At 66.1% G+C, this 21,567-nt stretch carries 16 protein-coding genes, 2 tRNA genes and 3 rRNA genes; 13 read left to right on the top strand and 8 right to left on the bottom strand.

Features of this window, described 5'->3' with window-relative positions; genetic code table 11:
- Window positions 1–147 precede the first annotated feature (147 nt).
- The 5 genes from ACQEVU_RS00175 to ACQEVU_RS00195 all read right to left on the bottom strand — a co-directional run bounded on the left by ACQEVU_RS00175 (window position 148) and on the right by ACQEVU_RS00195 (window position 4,527).
- Window positions 148–789 (bottom strand): single-stranded DNA-binding protein, encoded by a 642-nt coding sequence (locus tag ACQEVU_RS00175; protein WP_433318636.1) that lies wholly within the window; start codon window positions 787–789, stop codon window positions 148–150.
- Window positions 789–1,088 (bottom strand): hypothetical protein, encoded by a 300-nt coding sequence (locus tag ACQEVU_RS00180; RefSeq protein WP_433318639.1) that lies wholly within the window; start codon window positions 1,086–1,088, stop codon window positions 789–791. Before ACQEVU_RS00180 ends, ACQEVU_RS00175 begins: the two co-directional genes overlap by 1 nt.
- Window positions 1,085–1,408 (bottom strand): hypothetical protein, encoded by a 324-nt coding sequence (locus ACQEVU_RS00185; protein WP_433318642.1) that lies wholly within the window; start codon window positions 1,406–1,408, stop codon window positions 1,085–1,087. Before ACQEVU_RS00185 ends, ACQEVU_RS00180 begins: the two co-directional genes overlap by 4 nt.
- A 361-nt stretch (window positions 1,409–1,769) precedes the next feature.
- Entirely contained in the window at window positions 1,770–4,040 is a 2,271-nt protein-coding gene (locus tag ACQEVU_RS00190) for a DUF927 domain-containing protein (RefSeq protein WP_433318645.1), read from the bottom strand.
- A gap of 235 nt (window positions 4,041–4,275) precedes the next feature.
- Window positions 4,276–4,527 carry a hypothetical protein gene (locus ACQEVU_RS00195; protein WP_433318648.1) on the bottom strand — a complete coding sequence of 84 codons (252 nt, stop codon included), beginning with the start codon at window positions 4,525–4,527 and terminating at the stop codon, window positions 4,276–4,278.
- A gap of 147 nt (window positions 4,528–4,674) precedes the next feature.
- Between ACQEVU_RS00195 and ACQEVU_RS00200 the strand changes: the two genes are divergently transcribed.
- Window positions 4,675–5,394: a helix-turn-helix domain-containing protein gene (locus ACQEVU_RS00200; RefSeq protein WP_433318651.1), complete on the top strand. Its 720-nt coding sequence runs from the start codon at window positions 4,675–4,677 to the stop codon at window positions 5,392–5,394.
- Window positions 5,394–6,626 carry a tyrosine-type recombinase/integrase gene (locus ACQEVU_RS00205; RefSeq protein WP_433318654.1) on the top strand — a complete coding sequence of 411 codons (1,233 nt, stop codon included), beginning with the start codon at window positions 5,394–5,396 and terminating at the stop codon, window positions 6,624–6,626. Before ACQEVU_RS00200 ends, ACQEVU_RS00205 begins: the two co-directional genes overlap by 1 nt.
- 108 nt (window positions 6,627–6,734) lie before the next feature.
- Here ACQEVU_RS00205 and ACQEVU_RS00210 read toward each other — a convergent pair.
- Window positions 6,735–6,808: transfer RNA gene (locus ACQEVU_RS00210), tRNA-Gly, on the bottom strand.
- Window positions 6,809–6,938: 130 nt separating this feature from the next.
- On the opposite strand from ACQEVU_RS00210, the gene ACQEVU_RS00215 reads away from it, so the two are divergent.
- From ACQEVU_RS00215 to rrf, 10 genes are all read left to right on the top strand, one after another.
- Window positions 6,939–7,012, top strand: a tRNA-Pro gene (locus tag ACQEVU_RS00215).
- A gap of 60 nt (window positions 7,013–7,072) precedes the next feature.
- Window positions 7,073–8,443: a trigger factor gene (gene tig, locus ACQEVU_RS00220; protein WP_433318657.1), complete on the top strand. Its 1,371-nt coding sequence runs from the start codon at window positions 7,073–7,075 to the stop codon at window positions 8,441–8,443.
- Between the two features lie 131 nt (window positions 8,444–8,574).
- Window positions 8,575–9,225, top strand: a complete 651-nt coding sequence (locus ACQEVU_RS00225) for an ATP-dependent Clp protease proteolytic subunit (protein WP_433318660.1) — start codon at window positions 8,575–8,577, stop codon at window positions 9,223–9,225.
- 14 nt (window positions 9,226–9,239) lie between these two features.
- Entirely contained in the window at window positions 9,240–9,899 is a 660-nt protein-coding gene (locus tag ACQEVU_RS00230) for an ATP-dependent Clp protease proteolytic subunit (RefSeq protein WP_433318663.1), read from the top strand.
- A 218-nt stretch (window positions 9,900–10,117) separates the two neighbouring features.
- Window positions 10,118–11,416, top strand: coding sequence for an ATP-dependent Clp protease ATP-binding subunit ClpX (clpX, locus tag ACQEVU_RS00235; protein ID WP_433318666.1), 1,299 nt, complete (start codon window positions 10,118–10,120; stop codon window positions 11,414–11,416).
- Between the two features lie 207 nt (window positions 11,417–11,623).
- On the top strand, window positions 11,624–12,457 hold the full coding sequence (locus ACQEVU_RS00240; RefSeq protein WP_433318669.1) for an EamA family transporter: 834 nt from the start codon (window positions 11,624–11,626) through the stop codon (window positions 12,455–12,457).
- Window positions 12,458–12,473: 16 nt separating this feature from the next.
- Complete coding sequence (locus ACQEVU_RS00245; protein ID WP_433318672.1) at window positions 12,474–13,268, top strand: carbon-nitrogen hydrolase family protein; 795 nt, start codon at window positions 12,474–12,476, stop codon at window positions 13,266–13,268.
- A 673-nt stretch (window positions 13,269–13,941) separates the two neighbouring features.
- Window positions 13,942–15,456 (top strand): 16S ribosomal RNA (locus ACQEVU_RS00250).
- Between the two features lie 339 nt (window positions 15,457–15,795).
- Window positions 15,796–18,903 (top strand): 23S ribosomal RNA (locus ACQEVU_RS00255).
- A 114-nt stretch (window positions 18,904–19,017) separates the two neighbouring features.
- A 5S ribosomal RNA gene (gene rrf, locus ACQEVU_RS00260) occupies window positions 19,018–19,134 on the top strand.
- The 16S, 23S and 5S rRNA genes sit together here, the layout of an rRNA operon.
- A 491-nt stretch (window positions 19,135–19,625) precedes the next feature.
- On the opposite strand, the gene ACQEVU_RS00265 is transcribed toward rrf, so the two are convergent.
- Entirely contained in the window at window positions 19,626–20,258 is a 633-nt protein-coding gene (locus ACQEVU_RS00265) for a hypothetical protein (RefSeq protein WP_433318675.1), read from the bottom strand.
- A gap of 86 nt (window positions 20,259–20,344) precedes the next feature.
- Between ACQEVU_RS00265 and ACQEVU_RS00270 the strand changes: the two genes are divergently transcribed.
- Entirely contained in the window at window positions 20,345–20,572 is a 228-nt protein-coding gene (locus tag ACQEVU_RS00270; protein ID WP_433318678.1) for a hypothetical protein, read from the top strand.
- 19 nt (window positions 20,573–20,591) lie between these two features.
- Here ACQEVU_RS00270 and ACQEVU_RS00275 read toward each other — a convergent pair whose 3' ends face one another.
- The gene (locus ACQEVU_RS00275) at window positions 20,592–21,539 is read right to left on the bottom strand and encodes a hypothetical protein (RefSeq protein WP_433318681.1); all 948 of its coding nucleotides are present in this window, start codon (window positions 21,537–21,539) and stop codon (window positions 20,592–20,594) included.
- Window positions 21,540–21,567 lie beyond the last annotated feature (28 nt).

Genomic DNA, 21,567 nt, shown 5'->3' on the forward strand with positions numbered 1-21,567 from the left:
GCTCGCAGCAGTCGAGGTGTCCCACGTCCTGCCGGTTGAGCAGGGTGTTCCATGTCGCGGGCGTCGTGGTCATGGTGCGGTCTCCCCCGCTGTGGTTGGGTGGTGGCGGGACCGGGCGCGTGCGAGGCGCCCGGTCCTTGCGTTCGTTCATGCGGGCTCGCCTCCGGTGCGGTTGCCCTGGACGTACGGGTTGCGGGCGTGGGCGCGGCGGAGCCGTTCGACGCCGTTGGTGGGCATGGCGAGCACGACGGCGTCACGCTGTCCGGCGTCGCGCTGGCGTGGGGTCGCCTCGGGCTGGACCGTTGTGACACCGGTACGGGTCGCTGCGTGGGGCTGATGCCTACGCGGGTCGGTGCGGGCCTGGCCGTGATGCTCTGCCCCATGACTGCCCGCGCCGGACGTGGCAGGGCGGGGCCAGTCGTTGCCCTGCTGTCCCTGGTGCTGGCCGCCACGGTTGCCGCGCGGCCGGCGTTCCGGCGGCGTCACCGACTTGACGGTGATCTCCAGCTCGGGCCGCTCGCCGCGCTCCGGCTGCCAGAGGCGCAGGCTGCGCAGCCGGCCCTCGATGTGTACGGCGTCGCCTTTCGCGTACCTGGTCAGCTGTTTGGCTTCGTCGCCGAACGCGGCCAGGGCGGCGACGAACGAGCTGTCCTCAACCCAGTCGTCGCCGTCCTTGCGGTAGCCGGTGAAGCGCACCATGCAGTTCGCCCACGGCGTTCCGGTCTTGGCGATGCCGCTGCGCGGCTCGGTGATCAACTTCCCGTCGCCGCGGATCTCAGGAAGGCTCATTACGGCACGACCTTGATACCGGGCTCGGGTGCGGCTGCGGCTTCGTAGTTCGAGCGCGCCTGCTCCAGATCCTGGAAGTACATGATCCAGTCGTGGCCGGAGAGGGTCACCTCGTCCTCGATGAGGCGGTGCTCGATCGACGCCGTCGGCGCCTTGAGGTGCGCCTCCGACGAGGAGAGCGTGACGAGGTACGGGAAGGCGTCGAGGCTTTCGACGGCCTGCCAGCCGACGACGAGGAACAGGTCGGCGCCGTACTTGCCGGACGCGACGGCGTACAGCGGGAAGGACTGCGGAATCATGCCGGCACCTCCTCGCGGGCAGCCAGCCGCACGACGCGTTCGGCGTCTTCGCGTTCGGCGGCAAGCCGGCGTTCGTACTGGCGGACCTTGTTGATGCACGACTCGTAGGCGATGCCGGCGAGCTCGCGATTGTCGTAGAACGTGATGCGCCGGTGCTCGCCGGCCATCGTGCGAGCGGTGTCCTTCGCGGAGTGCAGGTCGAGCATCACCGGAAGTGCGCTGTAGCCGTCGAGGGGCGTCCAGGCGACGACGAGCAGCAGGTCGATGTGGGTGTCCGCTTCACCGACGGCGTAGAGCGGTGAGGACGAGTGGGGGATCACGTGGTCTCCTCCGGAGCGGTCGTGGGTGGTTTGGCGGCGAGGAGGGCTGTGGGCTGGGTCCGCACGGGTGGCTTGGCGTCCGCGCCGGTGGGGCATGGAGCGCCGAGGTCCGAACGTGACGCAGTCAACGTGGCGCACTTCCTGGCCTGCTGGTGTGCTGTCGCGGGCTTGTCACAGGTGTCACAGGTTCGCGGGTCGTCCGGCGGAACCTGTGACACCAACCTGTGACGGCCTTGACCTGCGCTAATGGTTCGTTTCACGGTCTCTGTCACAGGTGTCACAGGTTCTTGGCGCAAGAGACACGCGTTAGGGACGCAAATGATGTCCTTGTTGATCTTGCTGGCTATTGCCGGTGCGGCACTCACGATGCCTCGCAGTTGAGGGCGTGGCCCTGCTCGTCGAAGCCGAAGCTGCACGCGGGGCAGCGCGGAGGGCCGTCGAACACGTCGAGCTGCTCGTCGCGGGGCGCCTGCTCGACCTCCGCGACCCGAGTCTCGGAGGTCTCCGCCGCCTGGTCGTCGTTCTCGACCGGGTCCAGGGTTGGAGCCGGAGTGGTGTTGAACAGCACCTCAGACCTGACGTGCAGAACCCACAGACTGGTACCGCCCACCCGCTTGGACACGACCAGCTTCCCGTCTTTGCTGACGGCGGCGAGGATGCCCTGTCGGTGCAGCTCCTTGTGCAGCGTCTCCTTCGTGGTGGCGAGCGGCATGTGCATACGCTTCGCCTGGGCAGTCGCTACGGAGTGCGCGTTCGCCGGGTAGAGGTAGACGCCGTCCTTGTCGATCCAGCCGACCTGCTCGCCGCGGGGCCGGTAGTCGACGCGGTCACCGGAGGCGACCCGCTCCCAGCCAAGCTGGCGGTAGCCGATGGTGCCGCCGAGTTCCGGGACGTCGTTCGTCTTCCGGTCCGCGAGGTGCGCATACCCGCCGACGAGGGCGCTGTCGATGGCGCTGAGGTAGATCTGGACCGGCTCGTAAAGCTTCGTGTTCTCGTGCTGCTCGCCGGCGAGCGCACCAAGGGCGGCCTTACACCGGGCGAACAACTCGTCCCGCTCCGTCGCCGTGACCGCCTTGACCGCGACCGCGAAGTCCAAAAACACCCTCCAGCCGGTGAGCAGCCCGGCTGTTGCCTCGGGCAGCCGGAGGTGCCCGCCGCTGCCGAGATCATCCCGCAGGTCGATGATCTGCTGCTGCAGGTCGTTGGCGTAGGTCGGGTTGGCGTCCATCTGGCTGGCGATCCATCGGACGTACCCGGCCATGCACAGGGCGTAGACCCCGTCCCGGCCCCGCTTCTGCGCCTCGGTGAGGAGCTTCTTGTCGACGTTCCCGGGTTCGGTCGGGACGGCGGTCATCCGGGCTCGCAGGGACTGCCCGCTCGGGAGGTCTTCGCCGCTGGACATCAGCTGTGCGTGCGGAGGTTTCGGCGGGCGGATCGTGGCGTCCGCGTTCATTCGCTGGCGGCCGGCGGCGTTCGCCGACCCGCGCACGACGCGGTCCACGGCGGCATTGAGGGTGGCCAGGTTCGCCACCGACTGAGGGGCGTAGTCGTCGATGACCATCAGCACGTCCTTGAGGACGTTCGCCAGGCCCTCGAGAACGTTCCCCGTTGATGTCCAGGAGGTGGGCAGCGCCTTGGCGTTCATGGCAGGGCCGAAATGCTGCTGGGCGACGGCCAGCACAGCGCTCTTGAGTGAGCCTGAAGGGCCGTGGACCCATACGGTCGTTTCGGGGTCACCGGGCAGCGGGGCACGGTAGACCGCGGCGAGGATTGGCACCATGACCGCGTCGGGCGCGATTCGCAGCATGTCGAGCGATGCCGCGACGGCTGCCCGCAGGTCCCCTTCGGCGACCGCCGTCGGGTCGGGAAGCCAGTACCGGTTGAGCGCCTCACTGCCGAGATCGACGGCGACGGTCGGGTCCAGCCCGTCGGCGCCGATCGCGCCGGACGTGGTGAGGAACCGGTACTTGCCGCCAATGTTCCGCCACCCCGTGTGGGCGTAGCGGACGGTCTGTGTCCATCTGCCGCGGGACAGGATCTGCGTTGCGGTCCAGACGTGGTCCTCGGCCCTGCTCATCGGCATGATCGTGGCGTGGGCGCCGACGGCGATCGCTGCCCATTTCCGCGCCTTGGGCGCCTCCTCGGCAGGGATCTCGGCCTCGCCGGTGTAGCCGTTGGGCAGGGTGACGCGGATTTGTACCAAGCTGAGCCGCTCGGTGCCGTCGTCGCGGATTACCTCGGACAGGATGCGGGGATCGAACTCTGCGAGCAGGGTCCGGCCACCGTCTTCGTCGACGATGTAGATGCAGCCGCCCTCGTCGAGGTATCTGCTTTCGGCGTCCAGAGTTGCAGTGGTGCGTTCTTTGCGACGGCTCGCCTTGTGCTTCGCCTTGGCTTCGGCGAGTGAGGTTCGCCAGTCTCCCGCCGTCTTGTATCCGGCGCCGACGATGGCGTCCCGGTAGTACTGCTGGACGTGGCTGTCCCGGGCGCCGAGCAGGTCGATGACGTTCTTGAGCTTGCGTCGCAGCGCGAGCTCGTCGGCCTTGATGCCGGCCAGCTCGACCATGAGGGCTGGCAGTGCGGGCAGGTCATCTGCGTCGTTCTGAACGCCCTCCAGTCCGGTGTCAGTCACGCTGCCGCTCCGGGTCGCTTGCTTTCGCGGCGCGGCCGGGTCTGGTTACTGTGTTCACGGGTGCGTCCCTCTTATGGGCGTTGGTGGTAGCGGCCGGTCCTGTCGGGGGACCGGCCCGCTTCGTTTCGGGGGGTCTCTGCGCCGAGTCGAGGGGTCTCCCGGGCGTGAGATTCGCGTTAGATGGCGGGTTGTTTTCGCAGGTCAGAGCCACGCCGTCAGTTCTGCTAACTGACGGTTACGCCGCTAGCGGATCGGTCTTGGCCGGCGTGAGGTCGTACTTGGCGAGGAACCGGGCCGTCGGCACGAGCTTGCGGCGGCCAACGGTGATCGTGGGGATCTCGCCGCGCTCCACGGCGCTGTAGCCCGCCCGGCGGCTGACGCCGAGGATCAGGCTCGCGCGCTCGATCGGAATCGTCGGCTCGGTCTTGGGGTCGGGGAGTTCGCGCGACTGCTCGGGGTTGCGGCTCGCGCTCTGGGCTGTTGACACGGGTCGCTCCTGATTGCGGTGAACGGATTTTTAGCAAGATCCGACGAAGCGCTCGGTCTTGATGCGATCACGGTAGTCGCCGCACGCAATGCACGCAAGTGATGCACCGGCGCACCCTATGCACAGAATCCGTGCAATACTCGCCCGGTGACCAGTGAAACCGACGGGCAGGACAAGCCCCGCACGATGGCGGAGCACCTAGCGGCCAATGTCAGACGGCTTCGTGAGCAGCAGCGCATTTCCGCAACCGACTTCGCGGAGCGGCTCGCAAAGCTCGGCGCACCCATGGGGCGTATGGGTGTTCAGCGACTGGAGAAGGGCGAGCGCCGAGTCGAGTTGACCGAGCTTGCCGCCCTGGCAACTGCGCTGGACGTGCCGCCGATCGTGCTCATCCTGCCGTTGGGCGAAGTGCCCACTGTTGAGCTGTTGCCAGGCAAGGTCGTCGACACCTGGAGTGCGGCCCAGTGGTTCAGCGGCCGGCGGCGTCTCGACAACGAGGGCAAACCCCGTGATGAGTGGTCGCACGTGCGGATCTATGAGGAACACGAGCGCCTCGTCAACGAGCTCGGCTACGCGCACGCTGAGGCCGAGCTGTGGCCAGCGGAGGAAGGCGACCCGGAGCGCAAGGCCGCGCGTCGGCGCGCTCGGGTGGCCCTGCGGGATCTCAGCCTTACCCGCGCGGCGATGCAACGGCGGGGGATGCAGCTCCCCGCCGTCGACGAGGACATTGCGGCGCTGCTGGAACGCCAGCGCTTCACATGGGTCCCAGTTGACGACTGGCTGGCGCTTCCCGCCGAGGAGCGCCGGAAGCTGAGGCCGGTCACGTTCAACGACGACAACGACGACCAGGACGAGACGGAGGAGTGATGGCGCCGAGACGCCAGGACCCGATCAAGAAGGTCACGCTCGCCGACGGGGCGACCCGGTACCGGTTCGTGATCGACGTCGGCAAGAAGCCCGACGGGAGCCGCGACCAGCGGACGTTCACCTTCGACACGCTGAAGGAGGCGAAGGCCGAACGGGCGAAGATCATCGCGGCGAAGTCAGCCGGGACGTACGTCGCGCCGTCGAAGATCACTGTCGCTGAGTTCTGCGAACAGTGGCTGGCGTCCAAGCGCAACATCAGACGTGGCACCCGCACCACCTACCGCAACAACCTCGCCCACGCCGTCGAACGCATCGGCCACCTGCGCATGCAACAGGTCACCCAGGCCGATATCGACAAGATGGTGGACCACATGCTCAGCGGCGGGCGGCGAGGCACCGGCAACGTACAGCGCCAATCCCTCGAGCCGGCCACCGTCAACCGGACCCTGACGGTCCTGCAGCAGGCGTTCGACAACGCCCTCGCCCAGGGCATCATCGGCCGCAACGTCGTCCGGCTCGTTGAGCGGCCGTCGCCGAACGCGTACGAGATGAGCACCTGGACCGAGCACACCGCCGCGGCGTTCCTGCAGTCGGTGAGCACGCACCGCCTGTCGGCCGCCTGGCAGCTCAGCCTGTACGGGCTGCGCCGCTCGGAGGTTCTGGGCCTGCGCTGGTCCGATCTCGACCTGGTGGCGGGCACGTTGACGGTCAACAACGCTCGGAAGATGTCCGACGGGGTGATCTACGAGGAGGACCCCAAGACGGAGCGGTCGAAGCGAACCCTGCCGCTCAAGTCGATCCCGGGTCTGGTTGATGCGCTCGTGACGCTACAGCTGCGCCAGCGTGAGGAGGGCGACCTGGCGGGCGAGGCGTACCAGCCTCTGTGTCCGCTGTGCGGCGGGCACCATGTGGTCACCGACGAGCTCGGCCAGCCGTATCGGCCGGAGTGGTACGGCGACCAGTTCGAGCGGCTCGCCCGCACCGCGGGGCTGCCGGTGATCCGGCTGCACGACGCGCGTCACACCTGCGGGACGCTCATGCACCTGCGCGGGGTGAAGGTGGCGGTGATTTCAGCGTGGCTCGGTCACGCCAAGGTCAGCTTCACCATGGACACCTACGTGCACAGCCAGGACGAGGCGCTCACGGCCGCCGGCGGGGTCATCGGCGCTGCATACGCCGGTTCCGGCGACGACATAGTGATCAATCGGAACAGCATCAATCCGCCCCGCTAAGCGCCGAAAACCGCATGTGAGAAAACTGTGCGAGATGATCTCGCCTGGCACACCATATGGCCATCGGTAGCCAGTCTGCCTGATGCCGCCTGACCTGGACTTGGAGCTTGGAGCGGGCGAGGAGAATCGAACTCCCACCGTCAGTTTGGAAGACTGAAGCTCTGCCATTGAGCTACGCCCGCGGGATGCCGGCTCCCAGAGTAGCGGGTCCGCGGCGCCCGTGCAGGGGGCGGGGGGCCCACTGTGTGCGACAGCGGCATACCGACGGGCGCTCTGCCTAGGCGAGCGCATACACTTGCCGACGCACACCACCGGGGTGTAGCGCAGTTTGGTAGCGCACTCGCTTTGGGAGCGAGGGGCCGTGGGTTCAAATCCCGCCACCCCGACCGGGAACAGTCAAGCACAGCCCGCCAGTCCAGCAGCCGTAGCAATTAGGGAGAAGTTCTGTGAAGAGCACCGTCGAGACCCTGAGCCCGACGCGCGTGCGGCTCGAAATCGAGGTGCCGTTCGCCGAGCTGGAGCCGAGCCTCAAGAAGGCCTACCGCGAGATCGGCTCGCAGGTCAACATCCCCGGGTTCCGTCGTGGCAAGGTGCCCTCGGCGGTCATCGACCAGCGGGTGGGGCGCGGTGCGGTCCTCAACGAGGCCGTGCAGGAGGTCATCCCGACGCAGATCCTGGCCGCGGTGCGTGAGCACGAGGTGAAGACGCTCGGACGGCCCGAGGTCGAGATCACGGAGTTCGCGGACGGGCAGCCGCTGAAGTTCACCGCCGAGGTCGACGTGCGGCCGCAGATCACGCTGCCGGACCTGGCGGGGATCGAGGTCACGGTCGACGCGCTCGTGGTGAGCGACGAGGACGTGGAGGAGCAGCTCAAGGGGCTGCGGGACCGGTTCGCGACGCTGAAGACGGTGGAGCGCACGGCGCTGACCGGTGACTACGTGCAGATCGACCTCAACGCGACCGTCGACGGCGAGGAGGTGCCGGGCGGCAGCGCGACCAACGTGTCCCACGAGGTCGGCAGCGGGCAGCTGGTGCCGGGCCTGGACGACGTGCTGGTGGGCATGGGCGCGGGCGACTCGACGACGTTCACGACGCAGCTGGTCGGCGGCGAGCACGAAGGCCGCGACGCCGAGGTGGCGGTGACCGTGAAGTCGGTCAAGGACAAGCAGCTGCCGGAGCTCGACGACGAGTTCGCCCAGCTGGCGAGCGAGTTCGACACGCTCGACGAGCTCAAGGGCGACCTGCGGGAGCGGCTCACCCGGGTGAAGCGGATGGAGCAGCTGTACTCCGCCCGTGACCTCGCCCTCAAGGCCGTCATCGACGCGACCGACGTCCCCGCGCCCGAGGGCGTGGTGAAGGACGAGGTCGAGTCGCGCAAGGAGTCGATGAACGACCAGCTGCAGCGCATCGGCGCGTCGTTCGAGGACTACCTGCAGACCGAGGGCAAGACCGAGGAGGAGATGGACGCCGAGCTCAACGAGGCGGCCGTCGAGGGCGTGAAGGTGCAGCTGGTGCTCGACACCCTGGCCGACGCCGAGGACATCCAGGTCACCGACGACGAGTTCGGGCACGAGATCGTGCACCGGGCGCAGCGCGCCGGCATGGGGCCCCAGCAGTACTACGACCAGCTCGTGCAGGCCGGCGTGGCCGGCGCGGTCTTCGGCGACGTGCGCCGCGGCAAGGCGCTCGGCGTGGTGCTCGAGCGGGTGAAGATCGTGGACTCCGAGGGCACGACGCTGAGCCTGGACGACCTGCGGGGTGCGGTTGAGGACCACGAGGGTCACGATCACGGGGACCACGAGGGTCACAACCACTAACGTTGTAGGCCGGGGCAAAAGCCCCGGCCTTCACCACGGTGCGCTCATAGCGAAATGCGGTCAGCACGGGAAGCCGTCGCCTCTCGCACCGGTTAGGGTCGGCAAGTACAAGACTCTTGCGAAGGGCTGCCATGACCGACCTGCATATTCCAGCGTCGCCAGTCAGTCCCGCGCCCCAGGGGCGCGGTCGGGGCGCGGACACGAGCCTGACGCTCGACGACTCGGTGTTCAACCGGCTGCTCAAGGAACGGATCATCTTCCTGGGCAGCGAGGTCAACGACCAGGTCGCCAACCGGATCTGTGCCCAGATGCTGCTGCTCGCCGCCGAGGACGAGGAGCGCGACATCTGGCTGTACATCAACTCGCCCGGTGGCTCCGTCTACTCGGGCATGGCGATCTACGACATCATGCAGTTCGTCACCAACGACGTGGCGACTGTCGCGATGGGCATGGCCGCCTCGATGGGCCAGCTGCTGCTGTGCGCGGGCGCGCCGGGCAAGCGCATGGCGCTGCCGCACGCGCGGATCATGATGCACCAGCCGTCCGGCGGCATCGGGGGCACGGCCGCCGACATCGCCATCCAGGCCGAGCAGATGCTCTACACGAAGCGCATGTTCCAGGAGCGCGTGTCGTTCCACACGGGGCAGTCGCTCGAGCAGATCGAGGCCGACTCCGACCGCGACCGCTGGTTCACCGCCTCTGAGGCGCGGGACTACGGCTTCATCGACAAGGTGATCACCGGGGCCCAGCAGGCTCCGGAAGGCGCCGGAACACTGGCCTGAGGAGCGAGGAAGCCATGACCGACCTGAGCCTGCCGCCGGCGCTGCGCGAGGTGCACAACCGCTACATCCTGCCGTCGTACGTCGAGCGCACCTCGTACGGCATCAAGGAGACCAACCCGTACAACAAGCTGTTCGAGGACCGGATCATCTTCCTCGGCGTGCAGATCGACGACGCGTCGGCCAACGACGTGATGGCGCAGCTGCTCACGCTGGAGAGCAACGAGCCGGACCGCGACATCATCGTCTACATCAACTCGCCCGGCGGCTCGTTCACGGCCATGACGGCGATCTACGACACGATGCTCTACGTCCGCCCGGACATCCAGACCGTCTGCCTCGGCCAGGCGGCCAGCGCGGCCGCGGTGCTGCTCTCGGCCGGCACCCCGGGCAAGCGCCTGGCGCTGCCCAACTCGCGGATCATCATCCACCAGCCGGCCACCGAGGGCGGCTACGGGCAGGGCTCGGACATCGAGATCCAGGCGCGCGAGATCATGCGGATGCGCACGCAGCTGGAGGAGATGGTGTCGCGCCACACGGGCCAGCCGATCGACAAGGTCCGCAAGGACATCGACCGGGACAAGATCCTGACGGCCGAGGAGGCCAAGGAGTACGGCCTGGTCGACAACATCCTGGTCAGCCGCAAGAAGTCGGCCCTGGTGGCCTCCGGCAGCTGACGCCGATCGCACCGGCTCGCTCGCCCTTCGGGCCCGAGCGGGCCGGTGTGACTCGTCGTCGGGAGGACGGCCGAAAAGACACCCCCGCGTAGGGGGTCGGAATACGGGCGACCACCAGGTAACGTCGAGGCAGTAGCCAGCATGGCGGCAAGTTCGCCGCGTTGGTGATGAAGATGCGATCCGGGCGTAGGGTCCGGCCGAAGGCAGGGAGATCGTAGGTGGCACGGATCGGCGACGGCGGCGACCTACTGAAGTGCTCCTTCTGCGGCAAATCGCAGAAGCAGGTGAAGAAGCTGATCGCCGGCCCCGGCGTCTACATCTGCGACGAGTGCATCGATCTCTGCAACGAGATCATCGAGGAAGAGCTGGCGGAGTCGGGCGACGTCAAGTTTGACGAGCTGCCCAAGCCGATGGAGATCTGCGCCTTCCTCGACCAATATGTCGTCGGCCAGGACCAGGCCAAGAAGGCCCTCGCGGTGGCGGTCTACAACCACTACAAGCGGGTCCAGGCGGAGTCCGGCGGCAACTCGGGCGGCGACGGCGTCGAGCTGGCGAAGTCCAACATCCTGCTCATCGGCCCCACAGGCTGCGGCAAGACCCACCTGGCCCAGACGCTCGCGCGCATGCTCAACGTGCCGTTCGCGATCGCCGATGCCACCGCGCTCACCGAGGCCGGGTATGTGGGCGAGGACGTCGAGAACATCCTGCTCAAGCTGATCCAGGCGGCCGACTACGACATCCGCCGCGCCGAGACCGGCATCGTCTACATCGACGAGGTCGACAAGATCGCGCGCAAGTCGGAGAACCCGTCGATCACGCGGGACGTCTCCGGCGAGGGTGTGCAGCAGGCGCTGCTCAAGATCATCGAGGGCACGGTCGCCAACGTGCCGCCGCAGGGCGGCCGCAAGCACCCGCACCAGGAGTTCATCCAGATCGACACGTCCAACGTGCTGTTCATCTGCGGCGGCGCCTTCGCGGGCCTCGACCGGATCGTGCAGCAGCGCGTCGGCAAGGGCGGCACCGGCTTCGGCGCCAACCTCCGCTCGATCACCGACCGGACCGCCGACGACGCCTTCGGCGAGGTCATGCCGGAGGACATGCTCAAGTTCGGCCTGATCCCCGAGTTCATCGGGCGCCTGCCGGTCATCACGAGCGTCAAGAGCCTCGACCGCGACGCGCTGGTCAAGATCCTCACCGAGCCGCGCAACGCGCTCGTCCGGCAGTACCAGCGGCTGTTCGAGCTCGACGGCGTCGAGCTCGAGTTCGCGCCCGAGGCCCTCGAGTCGATCGCCGACCAGGCCATCCTGCGCGGCACCGGCGCCCGCGGCCTGCGGGCGATCATGGAGGAGGTCCTCCTCTCCGTGATGTACGAGGTGCCGAGCAACCCGAACATCGCGCGCGTGCTCATCACCCGCGAGGTCGTCCTCGAGAAGGTCATCCCGACCATCGTGCCGCGGGACCTCGCCGCCCACCGCGCCGGCCGCCGCCGCGCGGACCGCGAGGAGAAGTCGGCCTAGCCCGGACTTCCCGTTCTCAGACATCGGGCCGGGACTGCCTCACGGGCGGTCCCGGCCCTGTCATGTCCGGGGACGAGTGGTGAACGCCACCCCGGGTCGGTGCCACGGAATCATGCCCGGCTCGAACAGGGGAAACCGTCGCCTGTCGGGGTGTACACAACGGAAATAATCGTGGCGGGTACCCAGCGCCACGCATATCGTTGCCGCGTGCTGTTCTTGCTGTGTGCCGCCGCATCCGCGCTCGTCTGGGGCGCGGGTGACTTCGCCGGCGGCAAGGCGAGCCAGCGCGCCGACTCGTTCGTTGTCGCGCTCGTCGCCGAGACGGCCGGCATCCCGCTCGTCGCCGCCTGGCTGCTGATCGCGGGGACGGGCGTGCCGAGCGCCGCCGACCTCGCGTGGGGGGCGGCCTCCGGGATCGTCGGCAACGCCGGGCTGGTGATCTTCTACCGGGCGCTCGCCGGCGGCGCGATGTCCGTCGTCGCGCCGTTGACGGCGACCACGACTGCCGCGGTACCACTGCTGCTCGGTCTTGTCCTTGACCGCCGGCCGTCGGCGCTCGCGCTCGTCGGGGCCGTCCTGGCGGTGGCCGCGATCTCCCTCGTGAGCGCCGGGCCGCGCGACGGGTCCCGGGCGCCGCGGGCCCTGCTGGCGCTGGCGCTGCTGTCCGGGGTGCTCTTCGGCGGGTACTTCACCCTCGTGGCCCAGGCGTCCGACGCCTCCGGGCTGTGGCCGCTGCTGGCCGGCCGCGTGGCCGGCGTGAGCGGCCTGCTCGTGGCGATGCGCGCGCGGCACGTTCCGGTTCGGGCGTCTCGCCGCACATTCCTTCTCGGCGGTACTGCGGGAGCCTTCGACGTCGCCGCCAACGCGCTCTATCTGTTCGCGGTACGCAACGGCGTGCTCAGCGTCGCCGCGCCGCTCGCCTCGCTCTATCCGGTGTCGACCGTCGTGCTCGCGCTGGCCGTCGACCGCGAGCGGATGCGGCCGCTGCAGATCACCGGGCTGGGCCTCGCCGCCGTGGCCCTCGTGCTGACCGCGGGGTGAACGTAGGCTGGGCGCTATGCGCGTAGCGGTGTGTCAGCTCAACGCCCGGGACGATCGTGAGGCAAATCTCCGCACCGCCCGGGAGCTGTTGCAACGGGCCGCGGACGGAGGCGCCGACCTGGCGGTCCTGCCGGAGTACGTCGACTATCTCGGCCGCGCCGCCACCGCGCCCAAGCCGGAGGCGATCGACGGCGAGTTCGGCGCGTTCTTCGCCGACGCCGCGCGCGAGCTCGGGATGTGGGTGCACGCCGGGTCGTTCCACGAGATCGGGCCGGACGCCGAGCACACGTATAACACCACGCTCGTCTTCGACCGCGCCGGCGCGCTCGCCGCGACCTACCGGAAGGTCCACCTCTACGACGTCGAGATCCCCGGCCGCGTCTCCTACCAGGAGTCGGCCACGGTGGCGCCCGGCACGTCGACGGCGATCGCCGAGGTCGAGGCCGTCCGACTGGGGCTGTCGATCTGCTATGACCTGAGGTTTCCCGAGTTGTACCGCAGGTTGGCCATCGACGGCGCCAACGTCCTCGTCGTGCCGGCCGCGTTCATGCTGCACACCGGGCGGGACCACTGGGAGGTCCTGTTGCGAGCGCGGGCCATCGAGAACCAGTGCTATGTGCTCGCGGCCGGGCAGATCGGCAACCATGATCCTGATCGCACTTGCTTCGGGCGGAGCATGGTCGTCGACCCGTGGGGGACGGTCGTCGCGCAGGCGCCCGACGTCGTCGGCGTGACGTTCGCCGACCTGGACCTCGCGCGGCTCGCCGAGATCCGGTCGACGCTGCCGAGCCTCGCCAACCGGCGGATTTGACTCGGCGCTCGTCGCTTCCGTATGGTTCTGCGGGTCCGGCGGGCTGCGAAGTTTGCCGGATTAGTACGTCAACGGGCGGTGTGAGAGCCGATTTGGCACTCGCGAAGCCGGCCGGGTAAGGTACTCCAGCCGGTTGGAACCGGGCGGGCTCGCGAGAGCCGGCCGGCCGATCGACTTCCCGAGCAGACCTTCCGCCGGAAACGGCGAGTCTGGCGCGCGCGGGAGGAACGGTCCAGAAAGTCGAGAAGCGGAAATCGCGACCTTGACAGGACGGAACGGGCTGGTAAGGTAGACAAGCCGGTTGCGAGCCGGGCAGGCGCCGAGAGTTCTCGGAGTCGGCCGGTGCGATCGGATCTCCCGAAACAAGATCACCGGAAACGGTGGCCTTGCTATGCTCGGGAAACCCGCTCGAAGTAGGAAGATCGGACAACGGTCTTGACAACGGAGAGCAACCTGGTAAAGTAGAGAAGTTGCCCCGGATGAGGCAAGCGAGCGATCGCGACCCTCGGCGGTGTGTGTTGGTTGTTTGAGAACTCAACAGGGTGCTTGTTAAGCCAGTGCCAAATGATTATTACCCCGTGGCACGGGCCTGCCGGTTTGGTGGGTGTCGTGTCTGGGATTCCTTTGGTGACAACATGTTTGTTGCCGGGTGATGTGCTCACCGATGTAGGTTTTGTTGGAGAGTTTGATCCTGGCTCAGGACGAACGCTGGCGGCGTGCTTAACACATGCAAGTCGAGCGGAAAGGCCCTTCGGGGTACTCGAGCGGCGAACGGGTGAGTAACACGTGAGTAACCTGCCCTAGGCTTTGGGATAACCCTCGGAAACGGGGGCTAATACCGAATATTCATTCCGCGTGGCATCACGTGGTGTGGAAAGTTTTTCGGCTTGGGATGGGCTCGCGGCCTATCAGCTTGTTGGTGGGGTGATGGCCTACCAAGGCGACGACGGGTAGCCGGCCTGAGAGGGCGACCGGCCACACTGGGACTGAGACACGGCCCAGACTCCTACGGGAGGCAGCAGTGGGGAATATTGCACAATGGGCGGAAGCCTGATGCAGCGACGCCGCGTGAGGGATGAAGGCCTTCGGGTTGTAAACCTCTTTCGACAGGGACGAAGCGCAAGTGACGGTACCTGGAGAAGAAGCGCCGGCCAACTACGTGCCAGCAGCCGCGGTAAGACGTAGGGCGCGAGCGTTGTCCGGATTTATTGGGCGTAAAGAGCTCGTAGGCGGCTTGTTGCGTCAGCTGTGAAAACCCGCAGCTCAACTGTGGGCTTGCAGCTGATACGGGCAGGCTTGAGTTCGGTAGGGGAGACTGGAATTCCTGGTGTAGCGGTGAAATGCGCAGATATCAGGAGGAACACCGGTGGCGAAGGCGGGTCTCTGGGCCGATACTGACGCTGAGGAGCGAAAGCGTGGGGAGCGAACAGGATTAGATACCCTGGTAGTCCACGCTGTAAACGTTGGGCGCTAGGTGTGGGGGGCCTCTCCGGTTCTCTGTGCCGCAGCTAACGCATTAAGCGCCCCGCCTGGGGAGTACGGCCGCAAGGCTAAAACTCAAAGGAATTGACGGGGGCCCGCACAAGCGGCGGAGCATGCGGATTAATTCGATGCAACGCGAAGAACCTTACCTGGGTTTGACATGTGCGCTAATCCGGCAGAGATGTCGGGTCCTTCGGGGGCGTTCACAGGTGGTGCATGGCTGTCGTCAGCTCGTGTCGTGAGATGTTGGGTTAAGTCCCGCAACGAGCGCAACCCTTGTTCGATGTTGCCAGCGGTTCGGCCGGGGACTCATCGAAGACTGCCGGGGTCAACTCGGAGGAAGGTGGGGATGACGTCAAGTCATCATGCCCCTTATGTCCAGGGCTTCACGCATGCTACAATGGCCGGTACAAAGGGCTGCGATACCGTGAGGTGGAGCGAATCCCAAAAAGCCGGTCTCAGTTCGGATCGGGGTCTGCAACTCGACCCCGTGAAGTCGGAGTCGCTAGTAATCGCAGATCAGCAATGCTGCGGTGAATACGTTCCCGGGCCTTGTACACACCGCCCGTCACGTCACGAAAGTCGGCAACACCCGAAGCCGGTGGCCCAACCCTTGTGGAGGGAGCCGTCGAAGGTGGGGCTGGCGATTGGGACGAAGTCGTAACAAGGTAGCCGTACCGGAAGGTGCGGCTGGATCACCTCCTTTCTAAGGAGCACCTTCACGCGAAAGCGTGCAAGGAGCCCGCATCACCCGAATGTGGTGGTGGGGTGCTCAATGGCGGAGACACTGGCGAAGCTCCTGTCGGCAACGGCCGGCTCAACCTAGTACTGCCCTTGGGTGTGGAACGGTGGCTGGTGCGGCTGGTTCTGGAGCGTATAGGCACCCTGTTGGGTCCTGAAACAACCAACCAACGGTTTGTTTCGGACGGAATCCAAGACTGCACAGGAACCGTGGTTCTGGTAGCTGAAGGCTTGTGCGCGCAGGTTTTGGGTTTGGTGTTGGTTGAGAATTGCACAGTGGATGCGAGCATCTTTTTTGCTTTGTGGTCAAGTTGCTGAGGGCGTACGGTGGATGCCTTGGCACCAGGAGCCGATGAAGGACGTGGGAGGCCGCGATAGGCCTGGGGGAGCTGTCAACCGAGCTGTGATCCCAGGGTGTCCGAATGGGGGAACCCGGCACCAGTCATGTGGTGTCACTCCTGCCTGAACACATAGGGCAGTGAGGGGGAACGCGGGGAAGTGAAACATCTCAGTACCCGCAGGAAGAGAAAACAATTGTGATTCCGTGAGTAGTGGCGAGCGAAAGCGGATGAGGCTAAACCTGGCATGTGTGATACCCGGCAGGGGTTGCATGGTAGGGGTTGTGGGACGCACCGTTTCGGGTCTGCCGGCCTGGGTGACAGTCAGAAAATCGTGGGTTAGTCGAAGTTCGCTGGAAAGCGGCACCGTAGCGGGTGACAGTCCTGTAGGCGAAAATCTGCGATCTGTTGGTGTGTGTTCCCGAGTAGCGGCGGACTCCTGTAATCTGCCGTGAATCTGCCAGGACCACCTGGTAAGCCTAAATACTCCCTGGTGACCGATAGCGGACAAGTACCGTGAGGGAAAGGTGAAAAGTACCCCGGGAGGGGAGTGAAATAGTACCTGAAACCGTGCGCCTACAATCCGTCGGAGCGTCCCACCTTTGGTGGGGGTGACGGCGTGCCTTTTGAAGAATGAGCCTGCGAGTTAGTGGTACGTGGCGAGGTTAACCCGTGTGGGGGAGCCGTAGCGAAAGCGAGTCTGAAGAGGGCGTTTGAGTCGCGTGTCCTAGACCCGAAGCGGAGTGATCTAGCCATGGGCAGGCTGAAGCGCGGGTAAGACCGCGTGGAGGGCCGAACCCACCAACGTTGAAAAGTTGGGGGATGACCTGTGGTTAGGGGTGAAAGGCCAATCAAACTCCGTGATAGCTGGTTCTCCCCGAAATGCATTTAGGTGCAGCGTTACGCGTTTCTTGCCGGAGGTAGAGCACTGGATGGCCTAGGGGGCCTACAAGCTTACTGAAGTCAACTAAACTCCGAATGCCGGTAAGTGAGAGCGTGGCAGTGAGACTGCGGGGGATAAGCTTCGTAGTCGAGAGGGAAACAGCCCAGATCACCAGCTAAGGCCCCTAAGCGTGTGCTAAGTGGTAAAGGATGTGGGGTCGCATAGACAACCAGGAGGTTGGCTTAGAAGCAGCCACCCTTGAAAGAGTGCGTAATAGCTCACTGGTCAAGTGGTTCCGCGCCGACAATGTAGCGGGGCTCAAGCACACCGCCGAAGCTGTGGCATTCACACATGTACCCGGCCTTTATTGGTCCAGGTGTGTGGATGGGTAGGGGAGCGTCGTGTCACCGGTGAAGCGGCGGAGTGATCCAGCCGTGGAGGTGACGCGAGTGAGAATGCAGGCATGAGTAGCGAAAGCAGGGTGAGAAACCCTGCCGCCGGATGACCAAGGGTTCCAGGGCCAGGCTAATCCGCCCTGGGTGAGTCGGGGCCTAAGGCGAGGCCGAGAGGCGTAGTCGATGGACAACGGGTTGATATTCCCGTACCCGCGTAGAAGCGTCCATGCTGAACCTCACTGTACTAACCTCCGGAGATTCTGAAGCCTTCGGGCGGAGGGATCAATGTTGGGATCTTGGTGGGTAGTAGGCAAGCGATGGGGTGACGCAGGAGGGTAGCTGGACCCGGCCGGTGGTTGTGCCGGGGCAAGCGTGTAGCCCGCAGCATAGGCAAATCCGTGCTGCATTGAGGGTGAGACGTGAAGCGGAGCCGTTCAGGTGAAGTCAGTGATCCCATGCTGCCGAGAAAAGCCTCTAGCGAGTTTCGAGCGGCCCGTACCCGAAACCGACACAGGTGGTCAGGTAGAGAATACCGAGGCGATCGGGCGAACTGTGGTTAAGGAACTCGGCAAATTGCCCCCGTAACTTCGGGAGAAGGGGGGCCACCGATGGTGAGACCACATGCTGGTGGAGCGGTTGGTGGCCGCAGAGACCAGGGGGAAGCGACTGTTTACTAAAAACACAGGTCCATGCTAAGTCGTAAGACGACGTATATGGACTGACGCCTGCCCGGTGCTGGAACGTTAAGGGGACCTGTTAGTCCTTCGGGGCGAAGCGGAGAACTTAAGCGCCAGTAAACGGCGGTGGTAACTATAACCATCCTAAGGTAGCGAAATTCCTTGTCGGGTAAGTTCCGACCTGCACGAATGGCGTAACGACTTCCCCACTGTCTCAACCACAGGCCCGGCGAAATTGCACTACGAGTAAAGATGCTCGTTACGCGCGGCAGGACGGAAAGACCCCGGGACCTTCACTATAGCTTGACATTGGTACTCGAATTCGATTGTGTAGGATAGGTGGGAGCCGGTGAAGTCCTCACGCCAGTGGGGGTGGAGGCAAGCTTGAAATACCACTCTGTTGGATTTGGGTATCTAACCTTGGGCCGTGAGCCGGTTCAGGGACAGTGTCTGGTGGGTAGTTTAACTGGGGCGGTTGCCTCCTAAAATGTAACGGAGGCGCCCAAAGGTTCCCTCAGCCTGGTTGGCAATCAGGTGTTGAGTGCAAGTGCACAAGGGGGCTTGACTGTGAGACTGACAGGTCGAGCAGGGACGAAAGTCGGGACTAGTGATCCGGCACTGGCAGGTGGAAGCGGTGTCGCTCAACGGATAAAAGGTACCCCGGGGATAACAGGCTGATCTTCCCCAAGAGTCCATATCGACGGGATGGTTTGGCACCTCGATGTCGGCTCGTCGCATCCTGGGGCTGGAGTAGGTCCCAAGGGTTGGGCTGTTCGCCCATTAAAGCGGTACGCGAGCTGGGTTTAGAACGTCGTGAGACAGTTCGGTCCCTATCCGCCGCGCGCGTAGGATACTTGAGAAGGGCTGTCCCTAGTACGAGAGGACCGGGACGGACGAACCTCTGGTGTGCCAGTTGTTCTGCCAAGAGCACGGCTGGTTGGCTACGTTCGGAAGGGATAACCGCTGAAAGCATCTAAGCGGGAAGCTCGCTTCGAGATGAGGTATCCCACCCCTTGAGGGTTAAGGCCCCCAGCGAGACCACTGGGTTGATAGGCCGGAAGTGGAAGCCTGGTAACAGGTTTGAGCTGACCGGTACTAATAGGCCGAGGACTTGACCTACAACACAAGCATCAAAGAAGTTTTTGCATCCACTGTGTGATTCTGAACCAACACCAGATCGCACCCCGCAGGCCGGAAGGCTGTGGGTGTGCGGGGTTGATAGGTTCATAGTGTTACGGCGGCCATAGCGGAGGGGAAACGCCCGGTCCCATTCCGAACCCGGAAGCTAAGCCCTCCAGCGCCGATGGTACTGCACCCGAGAGAGTGTGGGAGAGTAGGACGCCGCCGGACAAACTTTCGCTCAGGGGCCCACCATTCGGTGGGCCCCTGACGCGTTTCCGGAGACAAATCCTCGGGCGCGTTGTCGCCGGCCGTTCCGCATTGCAAGGTCCGTTTGGCCATCGTCGGGGAAGCTCGCGGAACTCGCAGAGCTAGAGCCGGCGGAGTCTAGGCCAACAGGCGCGGCCGCGAGTTGAGCCGAGGCGGGCGCAAGCGGCCGCGAAATCGGGCCGAGGCGGGCGCAAGCGGCCGCGAAACTGGGCCGAGGCGGGCGCAAGCGGCCGCGAAACTGGGCCGAGGCGGGCGCAAGCGGCCGCGACTGGGCCGAGGCGGGCGCAAGCGGCCGCGAAATTGGGCCGACAGGTGGCGGCCCGGAGGCGAGGCGGGTGCTGGCGGCCGTGGGGAGCGGTGCAGCTGCGGAGTCCAGGCCGGTAGGTGCGGCCGGGAGTCGAGTTGAGGCGGCTGCCGGGCGCGGTGGAGCTCAAGGCCGCGCCGGCGAGAGGTCAGCGGTGTTCCACCGCGTTGCGGAGATCCAGCATCGCCCTGGCGGAGTCCGTTGCCGAGCGGGCCGAGAACATCGCCACGCCCACGGAGCCGTTGTCGGCCCAGCCGCAGACGGACAGGTCGGCGTCGTCGACCTTCGTGACGCCGCAGCGCATGGTGCCGCCCAGGGGGCCGGGGTTGACGTCCTTCAGGTCGCGGACGCCGCCCTTGTCGTCGCTCACGACGGCGAGGGCGGACTTGAGGCTCGCGTCGGGGTTCCAGATGCGGGCGGTGCCGGCCACCAGGATCGCGTTGGTGTCGCCCTCGCGGTAGATCAGGCCGTAGCTGGTGTCGAGGCTGACTTCCGAGGCGATGGCGTCGCGGATGTACTCGGCGGCTGCCTTGGCGCCGTCGCTGGTGTCCAGCGTGAAGGCGCCGACCTTGTCCGGGGACTTGATCGTGGTGTCGCTCTGGTTGAAGACCCGCATGACGGTGGGGCCGTAGATGACGGCCGAGACCACTACCGCCAGGCCCGCGACTGCCGCGGCGACCTGGGCGAAGCGCTTCACGGGGATGCCGGAACGGGCGGGAGCCTCCTCGGGCTCCTCGTCGTCGTAGTACAGGCCGGCGGGACCGCCGTCGGGGTCGACCATCGGCGCACTGTAGCAGCGAACACGAAGCGTTCGCTGCACAGCCGTCGGCCAGCGCGCTTCCGCTGCTCAGGGGACGGCCGGCTCGAGTGGACGCCGCGATCGCCCCCACAGAAGCGTCGCGCCGCTCGCCGCCGGCACGGCGAATGGCCGACGACGAGCGAAAAGCGGCGCGAAGCGAAACGCCGCGCGACGCGACGAGCAAACGCGGCGCGCGACGCGACGAACAAAAAACGCGACGAACAAAAAACGCGACGAACAAAAAACGCGACGAACAAAAGCGTGACGAGCGGAGCGGTGCGCGACGTGACGAGTGAAACACGGCGTGCGGCGGGGCTAGCGGGTTACTACGGCCTCGCGGATCTGGACGAACAGTGGGGCGGACTCGTCCGCGGTGCGGCCGAAGAACAGCACCAGGCCGAGGCTGCCATGGTCGGCCCAGACGCACATCGCGAAGGCCGTCTTCTCCGAGTCGTCCGTGCCCGCCTGGCCGTCGGCGCACTTCACCGTGCCGCCCAGCTTGCCTGCGGCGTACGTGCGGGGGGAGCCGACGTCGCGCTTGCCCGAGCCGCCGGACTCGAAGCCGTTGAAGGCGCTGTCGGCCTCGGAGCCGGGAGACAGGAACGTGCCGGTGGCGGCGGCCAGGACGACGATCTTCTGGACGTCGCCGTCGGTGGTGTAGACGCCCGTGGCCACCTCGTCGAGGTCGGCGCTGCCGTCGCGCAGGGCCTTCTCGACCGTGTCCTCGAGCTGGCCGGCCGCGTCGGTGTTCGACTTGGTCAGGTCGCCGGGCAGCGTGGCGGGGGCGCTGACGTGGGCGGTCTCCTTGATGTACGGATACAGGAACAAGCCGCCGGCGACGACGCAGACCAGGAAGACGCCGCCGATCACGCTCAGGGTGATTTTCCAGCCCCGGCCCTTCTTCTGCGGGGGCGGCGGCGCCGGCGTGAACACGGACGGTGGTGGAGCGGAGACCGGCTGATAGGCCTGCGGCTGCGCGGACACCGGATACGCCGGGGGCGGCGCGGGCTGAGCGGACACCGGATACGCGGGGGGCGGCGCGGGCTGAGCGGCGTAACCCTGCGCCGGGTAGCCCGGCGGCGGGGCGACGTAACCGGACTGCGTCGGATAGCCACCAGGCTGGCTCTGCGTGCGGTACTCGGCCGGCGGCGGGCCCGGCGACGGCGGCGGGGGCGTGCCGAACTCCGGTGCCAGGTCGTACGACACCGGCCGGAACGGCTCGGAACGCGGCTCGTCATCCGGGTTGTGCGGCGGGTAGGTCACCGTCGATCAGTCTCCTGAGTTAAGGGGC

The organism is Dactylosporangium sp. CA-139066, from assembly GCF_050936175.1.
Taxonomy (GTDB): Bacteria; Actinomycetota; Actinomycetes; order Mycobacteriales; family Micromonosporaceae; genus Dactylosporangium.

What these genes read in the sequence shown, in the direction of transcription:
- ACQEVU_RS00225 (WP_433318660.1), top strand. Translation starts at nt 8,575, where the DNA reads ATGACCGACCTGCATATTCCAGCGTCGCCAGTCAGTCCCGCGCCCCAG.
- ACQEVU_RS00265 (WP_433318675.1), bottom strand. Translation starts at nt 20,258, where the DNA reads ATGGTCGACCCCGACGGCGGTCCCGCCGGCCTGTACTACGACGACGAG.
- ACQEVU_RS00175 (WP_433318636.1), bottom strand. Translation starts at nt 789, where the DNA reads ATGAGCCTTCCTGAGATCCGCGGCGACGGGAAGTTGATCACCGAGCCG.
- ACQEVU_RS00180 (WP_433318639.1), bottom strand. Translation starts at nt 1,088, where the DNA reads ATGATTCCGCAGTCCTTCCCGCTGTACGCCGTCGCGTCCGGCAAGTAC.
- ACQEVU_RS00230 (WP_433318663.1), top strand. Translation starts at nt 9,240, where the DNA reads ATGACCGACCTGAGCCTGCCGCCGGCGCTGCGCGAGGTGCACAACCGC.
- ACQEVU_RS00245 (WP_433318672.1), top strand. Translation starts at nt 12,474, where the DNA reads ATGCGCGTAGCGGTGTGTCAGCTCAACGCCCGGGACGATCGTGAGGCA.
- ACQEVU_RS00205 (WP_433318654.1), top strand. Translation starts at nt 5,394, where the DNA reads ATGGCGCCGAGACGCCAGGACCCGATCAAGAAGGTCACGCTCGCCGAC.